Annotated in this window: 9 protein-coding genes; 7 read left to right on the top strand and 2 right to left on the bottom strand. The window is 42.8% G+C overall.

What is annotated here, in order from left to right; all coding sequences use genetic code 11:
• Window positions 1-101: 101 nt before the first annotated feature.
• Genes rpoB through J0656_RS09965 form a run of 3 tightly spaced genes read left to right on the top strand, consistent with a single transcriptional unit; the run spans window position 102 to window position 8,619 of the window.
• Window positions 102-3,911, top strand: a complete 3,810-nt coding sequence (rpoB, locus tag J0656_RS09975; RefSeq protein WP_207033361.1) for a DNA-directed RNA polymerase subunit beta — start codon at window positions 102-104, stop codon at window positions 3,909-3,911.
• Window positions 3,912-3,950: 39 nt separating this feature from the next.
• A complete protein-coding gene (gene rpoC, locus J0656_RS09970; RefSeq protein ID WP_207033359.1) occupies window positions 3,951-8,249 on the top strand; it encodes a DNA-directed RNA polymerase subunit beta' in 4,299 nt (1,432 codons plus the stop codon).
• Between the two features lie 58 nt (window positions 8,250-8,307).
• Window positions 8,308-8,619: a DUF3467 domain-containing protein gene (locus tag J0656_RS09965; protein ID WP_207033357.1), complete on the top strand. Its 312-nt coding sequence runs from the start codon at window positions 8,308-8,310 to the stop codon at window positions 8,617-8,619.
• A 32-nt stretch (window positions 8,620-8,651) separates the two neighbouring features.
• Here J0656_RS09965 and J0656_RS09960 read toward each other — a convergent pair whose 3' ends face one another.
• Together J0656_RS09960 and J0656_RS09955 are read right to left on the bottom strand one after the other, a co-directional pair.
• Window positions 8,652-9,083 carry a hypothetical protein gene (locus tag J0656_RS09960; protein WP_207033355.1) on the bottom strand — a complete coding sequence of 144 codons (432 nt, stop codon included), beginning with the start codon at window positions 9,081-9,083 and terminating at the stop codon, window positions 8,652-8,654.
• A gap of 105 nt (window positions 9,084-9,188) precedes the next feature.
• A complete protein-coding gene (locus J0656_RS09955; RefSeq protein ID WP_207033832.1) occupies window positions 9,189-10,778 on the bottom strand; it encodes a peptide chain release factor 3 in 1,590 nt (529 codons plus the stop codon).
• Window positions 10,779-11,177: 399 nt separating this feature from the next.
• Between J0656_RS09955 and J0656_RS09950 the strand changes: the two genes are divergently transcribed.
• From J0656_RS09950 to J0656_RS09935, 4 genes are all read left to right on the top strand, one after another.
• Window positions 11,178-14,033 carry a T9SS type B sorting domain-containing protein gene (locus J0656_RS09950; RefSeq protein WP_207033353.1) on the top strand — a complete coding sequence of 952 codons (2,856 nt, stop codon included), beginning with the start codon at window positions 11,178-11,180 and terminating at the stop codon, window positions 14,031-14,033.
• Window positions 14,034-14,047: 14 nt separating this feature from the next.
• Window positions 14,048-14,995 carry a PorP/SprF family type IX secretion system membrane protein gene (locus J0656_RS09945; protein ID WP_207033350.1) on the top strand — a complete coding sequence of 316 codons (948 nt, stop codon included), beginning with the start codon at window positions 14,048-14,050 and terminating at the stop codon, window positions 14,993-14,995.
• An 11-nt stretch (window positions 14,996-15,006) separates the two neighbouring features.
• Window positions 15,007-16,956, top strand: coding sequence for an OmpA family protein (locus tag J0656_RS09940; protein WP_207033349.1), 1,950 nt, complete (start codon window positions 15,007-15,009; stop codon window positions 16,954-16,956).
• Between the two features lie 400 nt (window positions 16,957-17,356).
• Window positions 17,357-18,122, top strand: a 766-nt coding sequence (locus tag J0656_RS09935; RefSeq protein ID WP_207033347.1) for a hypothetical protein, incomplete at its 3' end; no start/stop codon positions are given.

Raw genomic sequence — 18,122 nt, 5'->3', positions numbered from 1 at the left:
AGGTCTTTCCATTTTTGGTTAGACCTTAGCCTATTTATATAAGGAGTGTATAAAGCCGTACACCAACCCACTTAGTAATCACGATCAAAATTTGTCCATAGATGTTCACAAACACTATTGAAAGAGTTAATTTCGCATCCGCTAAGAACATACCGGAATACCCGGATTTCTTGGACATTCAGATAAAATCGTTCCAAGACTTTTTCCAGCTTGAAACTAAATCTGACGAAAGAGGAAACGAAGGTCTCTACAACACCTTCATGGAGAATTTTCCAATCACCGATACCAGAAACCAGTTCGTACTTGAGTTTTTGGATTACTTCATTGATCCACCACGATATTCCATCCAAGAATGTATAGAGCGTGGACTTACCTATAGCGTACCGTTAAAGGCGCGTCTAAAATTGTACTGTACCGATCCAGAGCACGAAGATTTTGAAACCATTGTACAGGACGTGTATTTGGGGACCATCCCTTACATGACTCCAAGTGGTACTTTCGTGATTAACGGAGCGGAACGTGTTGTAGTATCCCAGTTGCACAGATCTCCAGGAGTTTTCTTTGGACAATCTTTCCACGCAAACGGGACAAAATTGTATTCGGCCAGGGTAATCCCGTTCAAAGGATCTTGGATCGAGTTCGCCACCGATATCAATTCGGTGATGTATGCCTACATCGATAGGAAGAAAAAATTACCGGTAACCACTTTGTTCCGTGCCATCGGGTTTGAAAGGGACAAGGATATTTTGGAAATCTTCGACCTTTCGGAAGAAGTAAAGGTTTCCAAATCCGGACTTAAAAAAGTATTGGGCCGTAAATTGGCCGCTAGGGTGTTGAACACATGGCATGAGGATTTCGTGGACGAGGATACAGGTGAAGTGGTTTCCATCGAAAGAAACGAAATTGTACTTGATCGTGATACAGTTTTGGAAAAAGAGCATATCGATGAGATCATTGATGCCGATGTGAAGACCATTTTGCTTCATAAGGAAAACAATGCACAATCCGATTACGCCATCATCCATAACACCTTGCAAAAGGACCCTACCAATTCTGAAAAGGAAGCGGTAGAACATATCTATAGACAATTACGTAATGCCGAGCCGCCAGATGAAGAGACCGCTCGTGGTATTATCGATAAATTGTTCTTCTCCGACCAACGTTACAACTTAGGTGAGGTAGGTCGTTACCGAATGAACAAAAAACTGGGATTGGATATCGGAATGGACAAACAAGTTTTGACCAAAGAAGATATCATCACCATTATTAAATATTTGATCGAGTTGATCAACTCCAAAGCGGAGATTGATGATATCGATCACTTGTCCAACCGTCGTGTTAGAACCGTTGGGGAGCAATTGTCCCAGCAGTTTGGCGTAGGTTTGGCACGTATGGCACGTACCATCCGTGAGCGTATGAACGTTCGTGACAACGAAGTGTTTACACCGATAGATTTGATCAACGCAAAGACATTGTCTTCCGTGATCAATTCTTTCTTCGGAACCAACCAGTTGTCCCAGTTCATGGACCAGACGAACCCGTTGGCCGAGATTACACACAAAAGAAGATTGTCCGCATTGGGGCCAGGTGGTCTTTCCCGTGAAAGAGCAGGTTTCGAGGTGCGTGACGTTCACTATACACACTACGGAAGATTGTGTCCCATCGAGACACCTGAAGGACCGAACATTGGTTTGATCTCTTCATTGTCCGTGTTTGCCAAGGTGAACAATATGGGCTTCTTGGAAACTCCTTACCGTAAAGTAGAGAATGGTAAAGTGGATACTAAAAACCACATTTACCTAAGTGCAGAGGAAGAGGAAGGAATGAAGATCGCCCAAGCCAATATTCCATTGGCAGATGACGGTACCATTGAAAGGGAGAAGGTAATTGCCCGTGAAGAAGGTGATTTCCCGGTTGTGGACCCAACAGAGGTAAAATATACCGACGTTGCGCCTAACCAGATTGCTTCCATTTCCGCATCGTTGATTCCGTTCTTGGAGCACGATGATGCGAACCGTGCGTTGATGGGATCGAACATGATGCGTCAGGCAGTTCCATTGTTGAGACCAGACTCTCCGATCGTAGGTACAGGTCTGGAAAGACAAGTAGCTACCGATTCCCGAGTATTGATCAATGCCGAAGGAGATGGAGTTGTTGAGTATGTGGATGCACAGAAGATCACCATTAAGTACGATAGAACCGATGAAGAAAGGTTGGTAAGCTTTGACGATGACTCGAAGACCTACCAATTGGTGAAGTTCAGAAAAACAAACCAAGGGACCAGTATCAACTTGAAACCAATCGTAAGAAAAGGGGACAAGGTGAAAAAAGGTCAGGTACTTTGTGAAGGTTATGCTACCGAAAAAGGTGAATTGGCCTTGGGTAGAAACATGAAGGTGGCCTTTATGCCTTGGAAAGGATACAACTTTGAGGATGCGATCGTAATCTCCGAAAAAGTGGTGCGCGAGGATATCTTTACCTCTATCCATGTGGATGAGTACTCTCTTGAAGTAAGGGACACCAAATTGGGTGCAGAGGAATTGACAAACGATATTCCAAACGTATCCGAAGAGGCAACAAAGGATTTGGACGAATACGGTATGATCCGTATCGGTGCCGAAGTGAAGCCCGGTGATATCTTGATCGGTAAGATCACTCCAAAAGGAGAATCGGACCCAACTCCAGAAGAAAAATTGTTGCGTGCCATCTTTGGTGACAAAGCGGGTGACGTTAAGGATGCTTCATTGAAAGCTTCACCATCATTGAGAGGTGTTGTTATCGATAAGAAATTGTTCTCCCGTTCCATCAAGGACAAGAGAAAACGTTCAGAAGATAAAGAGGCCATTTCAAGATTGGAGTTGGACTACGAAGTGAAGTTCCAACAACTTAAAGATGAATTGATCGAGAAGTTGTTTGGATTGATCAGTGGAAAAACATCTCAAGGTGTAATCAATGATTTGGGTGAAGAAGTACTTCCAAAAGGAAAGAAATACACCATCAAAATGTTGAACGCTGTTGACGATTTCGCTCACTTGGTAGGAGGTAGCTGGACAACGGATGACGATACCAATGCTTTGGTAGCCGATTTGTTGCACAACTACAAAATCAAATTGAACGATATTCAAGGTAACCTTAGAAGGGACAAGTTCACCATCTCTGTTGGAGATGAACTTCCTGCAGGTATCATGAAGCTGGCCAAAGTTTATATCGCCAAAAAACGTAAGTTGAAAGTAGGTGATAAAATGGCAGGTCGTCACGGTAACAAAGGTATCGTGGCCCGTATCGTTCGTCAAGAGGACATGCCGTTCTTGGAAGATGGAACCCCAGTGGATATCGTATTGAACCCACTTGGTGTACCTTCAAGGATGAACATTGGTCAGATTTATGAAACCGTATTGGGTTGGGCCGGATTGAAGTTGGGTCAAAAATATGCGACTCCAATTTTCGATGGTGCCTCATTGGATGAAATCAATAAGATTACCGATGAAGCAGGTATTCCAAGATTTGGACACACCTACCTATATGATGGAGGAACAGGTCAGCGTTTTGACCAACGTGCAACCGTTGGTGTCATCTACATGTTGAAACTAGGTCACATGGTAGACGATAAGATGCACGCAAGATCTATTGGACCATACTCCTTGATCACACAGCAACCATTGGGTGGTAAAGCTCAGTTTGGTGGTCAGCGTTTTGGAGAGATGGAAGTTTGGGCATTGGAAGCTTACGGAGCGTCATCTACCCTTAGGGAGATATTGACCGTTAAGTCCGATGACGTGATCGGAAGAGCCAAGACCTATGAGACCATCGTAAAAGGTGAGACCATGCCAGAACCTGGTTTGCCAGAATCTTTCAACGTATTGATGCACGAACTTAAAGGTTTGGGCTTGGATATCCGTTTGGAAGAGTAGAACACTATATTACATTAATTATATCATCACCATATTGTTATGGCTAGAATTAAAGATAATAACGCACAAAAAAGGTTCAACAAAATTTCTATCGGATTGGCCTCTCCAGAGTCAATCTTGGCCGAGTCCCGAGGAGAAGTGTTGAAGCCTGAAACCATTAACTATCGAACGCACAAACCAGAGCGTGATGGATTGTTCTGCGAGCGTATTTTTGGTCCTGTAAAGGATTATGAGTGTGCCTGTGGTAAATACAAGAGAATCCGTTACCGCGGAATCGTTTGTGACCGTTGTGGTGTTGAAGTGACGGAAAAGAAAGTACGTAGAGACCGTGTAGGGCACATTAACCTTGTGGTTCCCGTAGCGCATATCTGGTACTTCCGTTCGTTGCCAAACAAAATAGGTTACCTTTTGGGATTGCCGTCCAAGAAGTTGGATATGATCATATACTACGAAAGGTATGTGGTTATCCAGCCCGGTATTGCCAAAGGTCCAGAAGGTGAGGAAATCCAAAAAATGGATTTCTTGACCGAGGAGGAGTACTTGAACATTTTGGAATCCATTCCTACCGAGAACCAATACTTGGAGGATACCGATCCAAACAAGTTCATTGCCAAAATGGGTGCCGAGTGTTTGATTGACATTTTGTCCAGAATTGATTTGGAACAATTGTCGTACGAACTTCGCCATAAGGCAAACACCGAGACTTCAAAACAACGTAAGACCGAAGCCTTGAAGCGTCTTCAAGTAGTGGAAGCTTTGCGTGAGTCGCAAGGAAATAGGGAGAACAACCCTGAGTGGATGATCATGAAGGTAATTCCTGTGATCCCACCAGAATTGCGTCCGTTGGTGCCGTTGGACGGTGGTCGTTTTGCGACTTCCGATTTGAACGACCTGTACCGTAGGGTAATCATCCGTAACAACCGTTTGAAGCGTTTGATGGAAATCAAGGCGCCCGAGGTGATCTTGAGGAACGAAAAACGTATGCTTCAAGAAGCGGTGGATTCCCTTTTCGATAATACAAGAAAGGCATCTGCGGTAAAAACAGAATCAAACAGGCCATTGAAATCCCTTTCCGATTCCTTGAAAGGTAAGCAAGGTCGTTTCCGTCAAAACCTTTTGGGTAAACGTGTGGATTACTCCGCTCGTTCCGTAATCGTCGTTGGGCCGGAATTGAAATTGTACGAATGCGGTCTTCCCAAAGATATGGCGGCCGAGCTATACAAGCCTTTCATCATCCGTAAGTTGATTGAAAGAGGTATTGTAAAGACCGTTAAATCTGCGAAAAAGATTATAGACAAGAAAGAGCCCGTAGTATGGGATATTCTTGAAAATGTCCTTAAAGGGCATCCAGTATTATTGAACCGTGCCCCCACATTGCACAGATTGGGTATACAAGCGTTCCAGCCAAAACTTATCGAGGGTAAGGCGATTCGTTTGCACCCATTGGCATGTACCGCATTTAACGCGGATTTTGATGGGGATCAGATGGCAGTTCACTTGCCATTGGGACCAGAGGCCATTTTGGAAGCTCAATTATTGATGTTGGCTTCACAGAACATCCTTAACCCAGCGAACGGTTCTCCGATTACCGTACCATCTCAGGATATGGTCTTGGGATTGTACTATATGACCAAGCATAAGAAATCTACTCCAGAAGAGCCTGTATTGGGTGAAGGGTTGACCTTCTATTCTTCTGAAGAGGTAGAAATAGCCTTCAACGAGAGAAAAGTTTCTCTTAACGCCGGAATCAAGGTTAGAGCAAAAGACTTTAACGAAGAAGGTGAGTTGGTCTATCAAATCATTGAAACCACTGTAGGTCGTGTATTGTTCAACACGGAAGTGCCAGAGCAAGCAGGATTCATCAACCAAGTATTGAACAAGAAAGCCCTTAGAAATATTATCGGGGACATTCTTGCGGTAACCGATGTGCCTACAACGGCTGACTTCTTGGATAAAATCAAGGCTATGGGATATGATTTCGCCTTTAAAGGTGGATTGTCCTTTAGTTTGGGTGATATTATCATCCCTGCAGAAAAGCAGGATATGATCGGCGAAGCCAACGAGCAGGTCGATGGTATTATGATGAACTATAACATGGGTCTTATCACCAACAACGAACGTTACAACCAGGTAATTGACGTTTGGACCTCTACGAATGCTATGTTGACCGAATTGGCAATGAAGCGTATCCGTGAGGACAAACAAGGATTCAACTCTGTATATATGATGTTGGATTCTGGTGCGAGGGGTTCCAAAGAACAGATTCGTCAGTTAACCGGTATGCGTGGTTTGATGGCCAAGCCTAAAAAATCTACTGCAGGTGGTGGTGAGATTATCGAAAACCCGATTCTTTCCAACTTTAAGGAAGGTCTATCGATTTTGGAATACTTTATCTCTACCCATGGTGCGCGTAAGGGTCTTGCGGATACCGCTTTGAAAACAGCGGATGCGGGTTACTTGACTCGACGTTTGGTGGATGTTTCACAGGATGTTATCGTGAACAGCGAAGATTGTGAAACCTTGAGAGGTATCGAGGTAGAACCATTGAAGAAAAACGAGGAGATTGTTGAAAGCCTAGGTGAGAGAATCTTGGGTAGGGTATCGTTGCACGATGTATACAACCCATTGACCGAAGAGCTTGTGCTGAGAGCAGGACAAGAAATCAATGAGGCCGATGTTAGAAGGGTAGAGGCAGCTCCAATCGAAAAGGTAGAAGTAAGGTCTCCGTTAACATGTGAGGCTGCACAAGGTATCTGTGCCAAATGTTATGGACGTAACCTTGCTACCAATAAAATGGTACAAAGAGGTGAGGCTGTAGGTGTTGTAGCTGCACAGTCCATCGGTGAGCCTGGTACACAGTTGACATTGCGTACCTTCCACGTAGGGGGTATTGCAGGTAACATATCCGAGGATAACAAATTGGAGTCCAAATTTGATGGTGTTGCCGAAATCGAAGACTTGCGTGTAGTTGAAGGTGAGGGCAGTGATGGTAAAAAGACCAACATTGTAATCTCCAGAACCTCTGAAGTTAAGATTGTAGATCAGAAAACAGGAATCACTTTAAGTACAAATAACATTCCTTACGGTTCTCAATTGTTCATTAAGGACGGTGAGAAGATTACCAAAGGAACTGTGATTTGTGAGTGGGATCCATATAACGGTGTAATCGTTTCTGAGTTCTCTGGGCAGATAGCTTACGAGAATATTGAGCAAGGGGTTACTTATCAGGTTGAAATCGATGAGCAGACCGGTTTCCAAGAAAAGGTAATTTCCGAGTCCAGAAACAAGAAACTGATACCAACTTTATTGATTCAGAACAGTAAAGGTGAAACACTAAGGTCGTACAACTTGCCAGTAGGCTCTCACTTGATGATCAATGATGGAGACAAGGTGAAGGAAGGTAAGATTTTGGTAAAAATCCCACGTAAATCTGCCAAGGCAGGGGATATTACTGGAGGTCTTCCAAGGGTAACGGAGCTTTTCGAAGCACGTAACCCATCCAACCCAGCTGTTGTATCGGAGATTGATGGTGTAGTTTCCTTCGGTAAGATCAAGCGTGGTAATCGTGAGATTATCATCGAGTCTAAGACAGGTGATATCAAGAAGTACTTGGTCAAATTGTCCAACCAGATATTGGTTCAGGAGAATGACTACGTACGTGCGGGTATGCCATTGTCCGATGGTTCCATTACCCCAGAAGATATCTTGGCCATTAAAGGACCATCAGCGGTACAGCAATACTTGGTGAACGAGGTACAGGAAGTATACCGTTTGCAAGGTGTGAAAATCAACGATAAGCACTTTGAGGTTGTTGTAAGACAGATGATGCGTAAAGTAAAAATCCAAGACCCAGGAGATACCATTTTCTTGGAAAATCAATTGGTGCACAAAGATGACTTTATCAACGAGAACGATGAGATTTTCGGTAAAAAAGTTGTTGAGGACGCCGGTGATTCAGAAAGGTTGAAACCAGGACAGATTTTGACAGTACGTGAGCTAAGGGACGAAAATTCTATTCTTAGAAGAGAGGACAAGACCTTGGTATCTGCAAGAGATGCTGTAGCAGCTACTGCTACCCCAATCTTGCAAGGTATTACAAGAGCTTCGTTGCAGACAAAATCATTTATCTCTGCAGCATCGTTCCAAGAAACCACCAAAGTATTGAACGAAGCCGCGGTAAGTGGTAAGATAGATACCTTGGAAGGATTGAAGGAAAACGTAATTGTAGGACATAAGATTCCAGCCGGTACCGGTATGAGGGATTATGATAGCATCATTGTAGGTTCCAAAGAGGAATACGATGAGATTATGGCCCGAAAAGAGGAGTTTAAATTCTAAACATTATAAACCCTGGCCTTATAGGTCGGGGTTTTTCTTTTTAAGACAAATATTATTTATGGCCGAAGAAAAGAAAAATCAGAAACAGATAAATATTGAGTTGGACGAGAAAACGGCAGAAGGAATCTATTCCAATCTTGCCATCATCAACCACTCCGTCTCTGAATTTGTGGTGGACTTTATTAGCTTGATGCCCGGCGCTCCAAAAGCCAAGGTAAAGAGCAGGATAATATTGACCCCACAACATGCCAAAAAGCTGCTCAAGGCATTGAACGATAACGTTAGCCGCTTTGAACAGGCGCACGGAACAATTCAAGACTACGAGCAACCAGCGATTCCACTAAATTTTGGACCCACTGGTGAAGCATAAAAAAAGGCCCTGAAATATTTCAGGGCCTTTTTTTATTTCAACCATCCCTTTTCAATTCCTTTTTTTGAAAAGAATATCAGGTAAATCCCGATAATTACAACAATCACCGGCATTGTATAGGTAGACGGTCCAAAAGCCTCAACGGCATTTGATATGAACAGCCAGTGGATAAATTGTGCGACAGCTGCAATCAGTGAGATAACAAAAAATGTTCTGGCCCACTTTTTACGCAGTAAAAGCCCGATACAAGCCAATGTGCCCGAAAAAACAGCGATGGCGAAAGCGGCCGTGGCCCAGGCGGGGATACTTTCAAAAGCTGTGCGTTGCGCTTGATCCATAGCTTCTAATAGAGCTACTTGATTGAATGCTTGATTGAGATAGTTCATAACGCCTACCAAATTCCATAAAAGAGCTATTACGCTCACCACCCAGAACCAAACAGGTGGTTTTTTCGAAGTAGTCATAATCTGATTATTTAATTGGTTACATTAATCAATGTACGAAAAAAATAGATTTGAACTATGTAATCAATTAATAACCAATCATGTAAATGATTTGGATTACGGGGTTTACTCAAATTCTGAAGTATAGTGTAACTTCACTGAAGGGTATTTTTGCTGTGTCATTTGAAGTGAAAACGGAGAATCCGCCAAAAATACCAATTGTCCTTTCTTGTCGGTAGCCAAAAACTTTTGCTTTACCCGTTTAAATTCTTGGAACTCTTCGTTTTTTTCATCCTTTGGCTCTACCCAACAAGCTTTGTGCACAGGGAAATTTTCGTAGGTACACTTAGCACCATACTCATGCTCCAATCGATATTGAATTACCTCGTATTGCAGAGCTCCAACGGTTCCTATAATTTTTCTGCCGTTTAATTCCAAGGTGAACAACTGAGCGACCCCTTCGTCCATAAGCTGGTCGATGCCTTTGTACAATTGCTTCGCTTTCATGGGATCGGCATTGTTGATGTACCTGAAATGTTCCGGTGAGAAACTTGGGATTCCCTTGTAGTGCAACTCTTCACCGCTGGTCAAGGTGTCACCGATTTTAAAGTTCCCAGTATCATGAAGCCCTACAATATCTCCAGGATAGGAAATGTCCACAATCTCCTTTTTCTCGGCAAAAAAAGCATTGGGACTCGAAAATTTAAGCTTTTTGCCCTGACGTACATGCAAGTATGGAGTGTTTCGTTCGAAAGTACCGGATACTATCTTTACAAAGGCAAGGCGGTCACGGTGCTTAGGGTCCATATTGGCATGTATCTTAAATACAAAACCCGAAAAGTCCTTTTCGTTGGCCTTTACCAAACGTTCTTCGGCTTTCTTTGGCCTTGGGGAAGGAGCTATGTTCACAAAGCAATCCAGTAGTTCCCGAACTCCAAAATTGTTCAGAGCGGAGCCAAAAAACACTGGCTGCAATTCACCTTTCAAATAGGCATCTTGGTCAAAATCAGGATAAACCCCTTCTACCAGTTCTAGATTACTTCGTAATTCATCAGCGGCATTTGTACCGATCAATTTCTCAAGTTCTGGATTGTCCAAGTTATCAAAAGCGATGGTCTCCTCTATATTCTTTTTACTATTACCGCTAAACAGGTTGATGTTTTTCTCATAAATGTTGTAGATACCCTTAAAATCGTATCCCATTCCAATAGGAAAACTCAGCGGGGTTACCGTTAACCCTAACTTTTGCTCCACTTCGTCCAATAGGTCGAACGCGTCTTTACCTTCGCGATCCAATTTGTTGATAAAAACAATCATGGGGATGTTGCGCATACGGCAAACCTCAACCAATTTTTCCGTCTGTTCCTCGACACCTTTGGCTACATCGATTACAACGATAACACTGTCAACAGCGGTCAAAGTTCGGAAGGTATCCTCGGCAAAATCCTTGTGTCCAGGGGTGTCTAGAATATTTATTTTTTTGTCCTTATAAATAAAGGCCAGTACAGAAGTTGCAACGGAAATTCCCCTTTGGCGTTCGATTTCCATAAAATCACTGGTGGCGGATTTTTTGATTTTATTACTTTTTACCGCACCGGCTTCTTGAATGGCCCCACCGAACAACAAGAGTTTTTCGGTAAGTGTAGTTTTACCCGCATCGGGGTGGGAGATAATGCCAAAAGTTCTTCGTTTCGCTATTTCCTTTTCAAAATCCATCAACAAAAATTTCGGCAAAAATACGGGATTTAAATCTTTTGCCACTCATTTTTAAAATGATTAGGCATTGTTGATATCATTGGAAAAAAATCAAAGAATTTAAGCTTCTAGATCCAAAAAGAAAGGTATTTTTCGCCTGCTTTTGAAACACTGACCGGTTCACTCAACACTTATCTGTTTGCTTAATATGCAGATAAGGTAACTTAATGATACGGAAATTGCCTTTTATCGATTAAAATAGGAGGTGAAACACAAATGGGCTAATTATGTGACCTGTTTATATCAATATGTGTCGAACGGACAGAGTTATTGAAGTAACCAAGAAAACCCCAATTTTCTTACAATTATAGGATTATACTTACAAGCGCCATGGTGATTAGTTGATCAAAACTATCATTTATGGAGAACTTTACTTTTGTAAGACTAAAGAAGCATTTAGTCCTTAAATCCACCACTACTTTGTGGTGTTTAGTTTTTGGATTTACCTCATCTTTTGGTTTTGCCCCTTTACATAATCATAATTTGGATGTGGTAACCAAGACCACATCATATTCCGATGTTCCTTTTTCGGATATTTCCAACTTATGGAATCCGTTGGCGAATGCGTTGTCGGCACAGGATTGTGACGGCGATGGTGTTACATGCGAACAGGAGAAAAAAGATGGTACTGATTATAATGACCCTTGCGATTTTATTTTGGAACACCAAGACTGTGCTCCTTCCGAAGCATGGAAAAAGGACGACTGTGACGGTGATGGTGTGACCAATGGAAAGGAAAAAGAAGACGGTACGGATCCCTTGGATCCTTGTGATTTTATATTGGCACATCAGAATTGCTCTATTACCGATGCATGGAAGAAGGACGACTGCGACGGTGATGGTGTAAGCAACGGAAAAGAAAAAGAAGACGGTACGGACCCCTTGGATCCTTGTGACTTCATATTGGAACACCAGGATTGCTCTGTTTCCAATGCATGGAAGAAGGACGACTGCGACGGTGATGGTGTGAGCAACGGAAAAGAAAAAGAAGACGGTACGGACCCCTTGGATCCTTGTGACTTTATATTGGAACACCGGGATTGCTCTGTTTCCGATGCATGGAAGAAGGACGACTGCGACGGTGATGGTGTGAGCAACGGAAAAGAAAAAGAAGACGGTACGGACCCCTTGGATCCTTGTGACTTTATATTGGAACACCAGGATTGCTCTGTTTCCGATGCATGGAAGAAGGATGACTGTGACGGTGATGGTGTGAGCAACGGAAAAGAAAAAGAGGATGGTACAGACCCCTTGGACCCTTGTGACTTTATATTGGAACACCAAGATTGCTCACCATCCGAAGAATGGAAGAAAGCAGATTGTGATGGAGATGGCGTGACCAATGAAGACGAAAAGAAAGATGGTACAGATCCTCTAGATCCTTGTGATTACAAGCCGGAGAGTGTTACCTTACCACAAACCGGCGATTATCTAGAAGCCGACTGTGATGGTGATGGGGTTACCAACGAAGATGAAAAAGAGGATGGCACCGACCCATTGGATGCATGTGATTTTCTTCTTGAGAGTCAAACAGTAGCTCCCGACTCCGCATGGAACAGTTCAGATTGTGATGGAGATGGCGTGACCAACGAAGATGAAAAGAAAGATGGTACCGACCCATTGGACCCTTGCGATTACAGACCTGAAAGCGTGACATTACCGCAGACAGCGGATTGGGATGCATTGGATTGTGACGGAGATGGTAATCCAAATGAAACTGACCCGGACCCGTTGAAGGCCAATGCCAATGATGATTACGGTTCTACTCAGGCGTTAACAGAAGTTGCCATAAATATTTTGGAAAACGATGACTATCTGCCAAACAACGCCGCTAATAATGTAGGTGAGACCAATCTATCACAAATTGGTGGAGACGCCGGGGGATCTATAAGTTTTAATAACGATACGGGCTTCGTAAACTATACACCAACACTGTCTGAGTCGAATTCAACGGTTACAATAATATATCAAGTTTGTAATGTATTGCCGGACCCTAGCGTTTGTGCATCAGCAACCATTTATATAGAAGTTGGAGCGAACACTATTGATGCGGTTGATGATACCTATTCTGCTACATTGGGTGAAGATGAAGTAATTGGCGGTAGCGATGTACTTTTAAATGATACCTTGAACGGTTCATCAATTACACTTGCCGATGTACTTCTGACTTCCACGTCAACAGATGAGCTTAGGGTGAACGACGATGGAAGTGTAAGCGTACTTCCAGGTACACAGGAAGGGACCTACACCATAACTTATACGATTTGTGATATAATGGATGTGGATAATTGCGATACCGCAACGGTAACCGTAACAATAACAGAAGGAATGGGAGGTAACATTATTGATGCGGTCGATGATGCCTATTCCGCAACATTGGGTGAAGATGAAGTGATTGACGGTAGCGATGTGCTTTTAAATGATACCTTGAACGGTTTACCTGTTACCTTGGCCGATGTACTTCTGACTTCCACGCCAACAGATGAGCTTAGGGTGAATGACGATGGAAGTGTAAGCGTACTTCCAGGTACACCGGAAGGAACCTACACCATAACTTATACCATTTGTGATATCATGGATGTAGATAATTGTGATACCGCAACGGTTACTGTAGAAGTAATACAGGGAGAAGATAATGTAATCGATGCCGTAGATGACAATTATAATGCAGGTACCTCGGGAGGGGTTATTACAGGTAGCGATGTGTTGCTGAATGATACCCTGAATGACGAATTTGTATCGTTGAACGATGTAATATTGACCTCTACACCGACTAACCAACTTATGATCAATGACAATGGTACCGTTACGGTGGCAACCGGGACCCAACCAGGCACCTATACTATTGAATACACCATCTGCGAAGTAGGTAATCCAGATAATTGTGATACGGCAATAGTCACGGTAGAAGTGGAGGCCATAGAGGTAAATCAAATGTTGACGCCGAATGGAGATTTAAAAAATGACTTTTTGTTCATCAGAGGGGTCGAGTACATCAAATCAAGTACAATAAAGATTTTCAATCGCTGGGGGACTGAGGTATTCACGGGCAACAACTACGATAATGTCAGCAATGTATTCGACGGACGGGTTCGCGGTAAATCAGCACTTAGTGTAAACGATTATCTTCCAGCTGGAATTTATTTCTACATATTTAATTACGAGACCGAACAAGGAAGTTTTACGGACTCAGAATACATTTACTTGAGCAGATAACAATATTGGATAGCATGATAAAGAAACATTTTTTAACCACCTTATTGTTCATTGGAATCTTGTCCACGGGTCTATTTGCTCAGCAAGATGCCCAGTATACACAATACATGTACAATACCTTGAGCGTAAACCCAGCCTACGCGGGATCTAGAGGCCAGCTTAGTTTTGCTGGACTTTATCGTTCGCAATGGGTAGGTCTGGACGGAGCTCCGGAAACCTTTACGCTCAATCTTCATTCGCCCATTAGGAACAGCAGATTGGGCTATGGTATTTCCATAGTGAACGATAATATTGGAGACGGTGTGGTGCAAGAGACCTATCTGGATGCCGTTGTATCCTATACCATCGATGTATCCATGGATGCCAAATTATCGTTCGGATTAAAAGCCGGAGGAAACATGTTGAATTTGGACTTTAATGGATTAAGGAATTTTGACCAAGAGGTTGTCAATCAAAATAATATTGACAATAAATTCACTCCAAATTTTGGTTTGGGAGTGTATTACCACACCGATAAATTTTATGCTGGGGTTTCAGCGCCCAACGTGCTTGAATCGGAATATTTTGATAACGACAATTCAGGTGAAGGTGTCAACTTTTTGTCCGCAGAACGTATGAACATCTATCTTATAACAGGATATGTTTTTGATATTGGACCAGACCTGCAATTTAAACCAGCTCTGCTTACAAAAGCCGTAAGTGGGGCACCATTACAGGTAGATCTTTCAGCAAGTTTCTTGTTTGCGGAAAAGTTCAGTTTTGGAGCGGCCTACCGATGGGATGCCGCAGTAAGCGGTCTGGTAGGTTTTCAGGTGACCGACCAGATTATGTTGGGCTTGGCCTATGATCGCGAAGTGACCGAATTGGGCGGGACACAGTTCAACGATGGGTCTTTTGAAGTGTTCCTGAGGCTGGAATTGTTGAAATCCTTCCAGAGAACCATATCACCAAGATTCTTTTAATTTAGTTTATAATGCCGAAAAGAATACTCTTATTATTGATCATCGTTTGCGGATTTTGGACAAAAGTAACCGCCCAGAAGGATAGTATTCCCGATAAGCAAATGGAAAGGGTTATGGAAAGGGCCGATGAGCGGTACAACCAATATTCCTTTAGTCCTGCCATTGATATTTATAAAAAAGTGTTGGATAAGGGGTACACTTCGCCCGATTTGTTGAAAAGATTGGGAAACTCCTACTATTTCAACGCCAAGTACCAAGAAGCGGCGGACACTTATGCAAAGCTCAACACCACATATCCCGATGAAATGTCCGTTGAAGATGTTTTCCGATATGCACAGAGTTTGAAATCAATCGGGAATTATGATCAAGCTGCCCAACTCATGGAATCATTTAGGGAAATGACCTCTACCATGTCGGATTTTGATGAAGATTACATGACCAAAATTGAGGAAAACTCAGGTCGGTACACGGTTAAAACATTCCCGTACAATAGTAAATACTCGGATTTTGCCGCCGCCTACTACGAAAAAGGACTCATTTTTGCTTCTGACCGTGACACAGGAAACTTTGCAAGATATCGGCACACTTGGAATGCGAGGGACTTTTTGGATTTATACAAAGTGAACGCAGATAGTGTTTCCAATAATAATGTGGTAAAGTTGGGAGGAGTCGTCAATACCCGATTGCACGAGTCCACATCCGTAGTTACCAAAGATGGTACTACCATGTACTTTACACGGAACAATTTTTTCGATGGTAGAAAAAAGAAAGATGAAGAAGGTATTATCCGATTGAAGATATACAGCGCAGAAAACATAGATGGTGAATGGCTCAATATAACGGAACTCCCGTTTAATAGCGATTCCTATTCAGTGGCCCACCCCATGCTAAGTCCCGATGGTAAAAAATTATACTTTGTCTCCGATATGCCGGGAAGTTTGGGCGAGTCCGATATTTTTGTGACCGAGATTATAGGTGATGGTACCTATGGGCCCATCAAGAACTTGGGAAGCAACATCAACACCATAGCTCGTGAAACTTTTCCTTTTATTGACAAGGATGGTGTACTTTATTTTTCTTCCGACGGCCATCAAGGATTGGGAGGATTGGATGTTTTCGCGACAAAAATAGCATACAACGATTATACACAACCAGTAGTAAACGTTGGTAAGCCGGTCAACACACCGAAGGATGATTTTTCATACATTTTCAATTCAGAGAACAAAACAGGGTATTTCTCCTCCAACAGGGAAGGAGGCATGGGAGATGATGACATCTATGAGTTTGTGGAAAACGAACCATTGGTCTTGGATTGCATTCAAGAAATCACAGGAACCGTAAGAGATCGTATTTCCAACGAAGTCTTGGCGGGAGCAACCGTTAAGATCATAGATGAAGAAAACAACGAAATTTCATCGACTATAACCGATTCAGAAGGGAACTACATACTCATGCTGGATTGTTCCAAAGGAAATTTTGTGAGAGCATCCAGGGACGGTTACGTTCCTTCGGAAGAATATCTGCCTATTTCCGATGGAAAACCACGTATTGTTGATTTTTACCTAGAGCGCGACCTGGTTACAGGAGGCTTTGGGGACGATTTGGCAAAACTGTTGCAGCTGAGTACCATATACTTCGATTTAAATAAATATAACATAAGGCCGGATGCCGAGATAGAAATTCAAAAGGTCATCGTTGCCATGGAAAAATATCCAAGCCTTAAGATTAAGGTCAATTCACACACCGATAGTCGAGGAGTTGATGCTTATAACCTTTGGTTATCGCAAAAAAGGGCGGAAGCAACGGTGGATTATATGATTTCGAAAGGTATCTCCGCCAATAGACTCCAGGGTGAAGGCTACGGAGAGACCCGTTTGGTAAACGATTGTGCAAATGGAGTACAATGTTCCGAAGAACAACACCAACTAAATAGAAGGTCCGAGTTTATTATTTTTGAATAACCCCTTCCAAGTCAATAGCGATAAATATATGAACGGCTCCATTTTTGGAGCCGTTTTTTTTTGGTTGTGAACGAAACTGGTTAGCAACGTCACCATACCCATTTTTTAGATTTATCACCAAGACCCCGTAAGATTCAACCTACGTAAACAACTGTCTTTTTGGGCTTTCATCGACAAGCTGTCTTAATAAAAACTAAAAACCATACTAGGGTAACCTCAAGATTTGTGAACTAGACAGTTCTATTTCATCGGTTCACAACAATTATTTTTCAACCCTAAAAGCGAGGGTAATTTTGTACGTGGTTTAATTCGGTGAGTTGGATTATGTTAAAAACCGATTGATCCAAATAGAAGCAAATCAACAAACTACAGTATTACAACCTTCAATAATAGTAACCTCATGAAAAAGAGCATTCTAGCCCTATTGTTCCTTCTTTTTACAGGAATTGCCTTTTCACAAACAACCGTTACCCTTCAGGACCAATGCGACTGCGAAGTGCTTAAAGGAACTGATGTTTCCAGTCCAGGTGCCACTAGTCCAACAGGTGCTGATTTGGGAGATATCTATGTCAACACCAATACGGGTACCATTTATTTTTGGGATGGTAATTCATGGGAGTTGACATCCTCGGACAATCAGCAGTTGACTGGTTTCAATTTCGATGATGTTACCAATATTTTATCACTCTCTTTGGAAGATGGGGGAAATGTAAATGTTGATTTAAGTAGTTTGAAGGATATTTTTACCGATTCAAACACGGCCGTAACCTCATTTGATATTGATGGAACAAACACCAATTTGGTCATAACCGATTCTGAAGCCAATACCTTTTCAGTGGCGTTGGCTGATCTAGCCGCTTTGATAGATACTGATAATCAAAACCTTTCTAATGTTCTTGTAAACGGCAACAATGCGAACGGAGCGACGATCACGGGCCTTGGCACTCCGACGGCAGCTAGCGACGCTGCCACGAAGGCTTACGTTGACGCCCTTGACGGGACTGACGACCAGGACCTTGGGATAGGCGCTGGCGGCACTGCCAACGAGAGCGTCGAGCTTACGATCACCGATGGTGCCAGCGCGACCATAGACATACGGGATGGTGACTTCGACCCATCGAACGAGATACAGAACATCGAGGAAGTGCTCTTGGACGGCAACAATG

This window comes from Flagellimonas aurea, assembly GCF_017313785.1.
Taxonomy (GTDB): domain Bacteria; phylum Bacteroidota; class Bacteroidia; order Flavobacteriales; family Flavobacteriaceae; genus Flagellimonas; species Flagellimonas aurea.
The sequence above is the reverse complement of the archived record's forward strand: the minus strand, read 5'-3'. Positions and strand labels throughout refer to the sequence as shown.

Excerpts from the sequence above, each read along its gene's own strand:
- rpoB (WP_207033361.1), top strand. The coding sequence starts at position 102 with ATGTTCACAAACACTATTGAAAGAGTTAATTTCGCATCCGCTAAGAAC.
- rpoC (WP_207033359.1), top strand. The coding sequence starts at position 3,951 with ATGGCTAGAATTAAAGATAATAACGCACAAAAAAGGTTCAACAAAATT.
- J0656_RS09965 (WP_207033357.1), top strand. The coding sequence starts at position 8,308 with ATGGCCGAAGAAAAGAAAAATCAGAAACAGATAAATATTGAGTTGGAC.
- J0656_RS09960 (WP_207033355.1), bottom strand. The coding sequence starts at position 9,083 with ATGACTACTTCGAAAAAACCACCTGTTTGGTTCTGGGTGGTGAGCGTA.
- J0656_RS09955 (WP_207033832.1), bottom strand. The coding sequence starts at position 10,778 with ATGGATTTTGAAAAGGAAATAGCGAAACGAAGAACTTTTGGCATTATC.
- J0656_RS09950 (WP_207033353.1), top strand. The coding sequence starts at position 11,178 with ATGGAGAACTTTACTTTTGTAAGACTAAAGAAGCATTTAGTCCTTAAA.
- J0656_RS09945 (WP_207033350.1), top strand. The coding sequence starts at position 14,048 with ATGATAAAGAAACATTTTTTAACCACCTTATTGTTCATTGGAATCTTG.
- J0656_RS09940 (WP_207033349.1), top strand. The coding sequence starts at position 15,007 with ATGCCGAAAAGAATACTCTTATTATTGATCATCGTTTGCGGATTTTGG.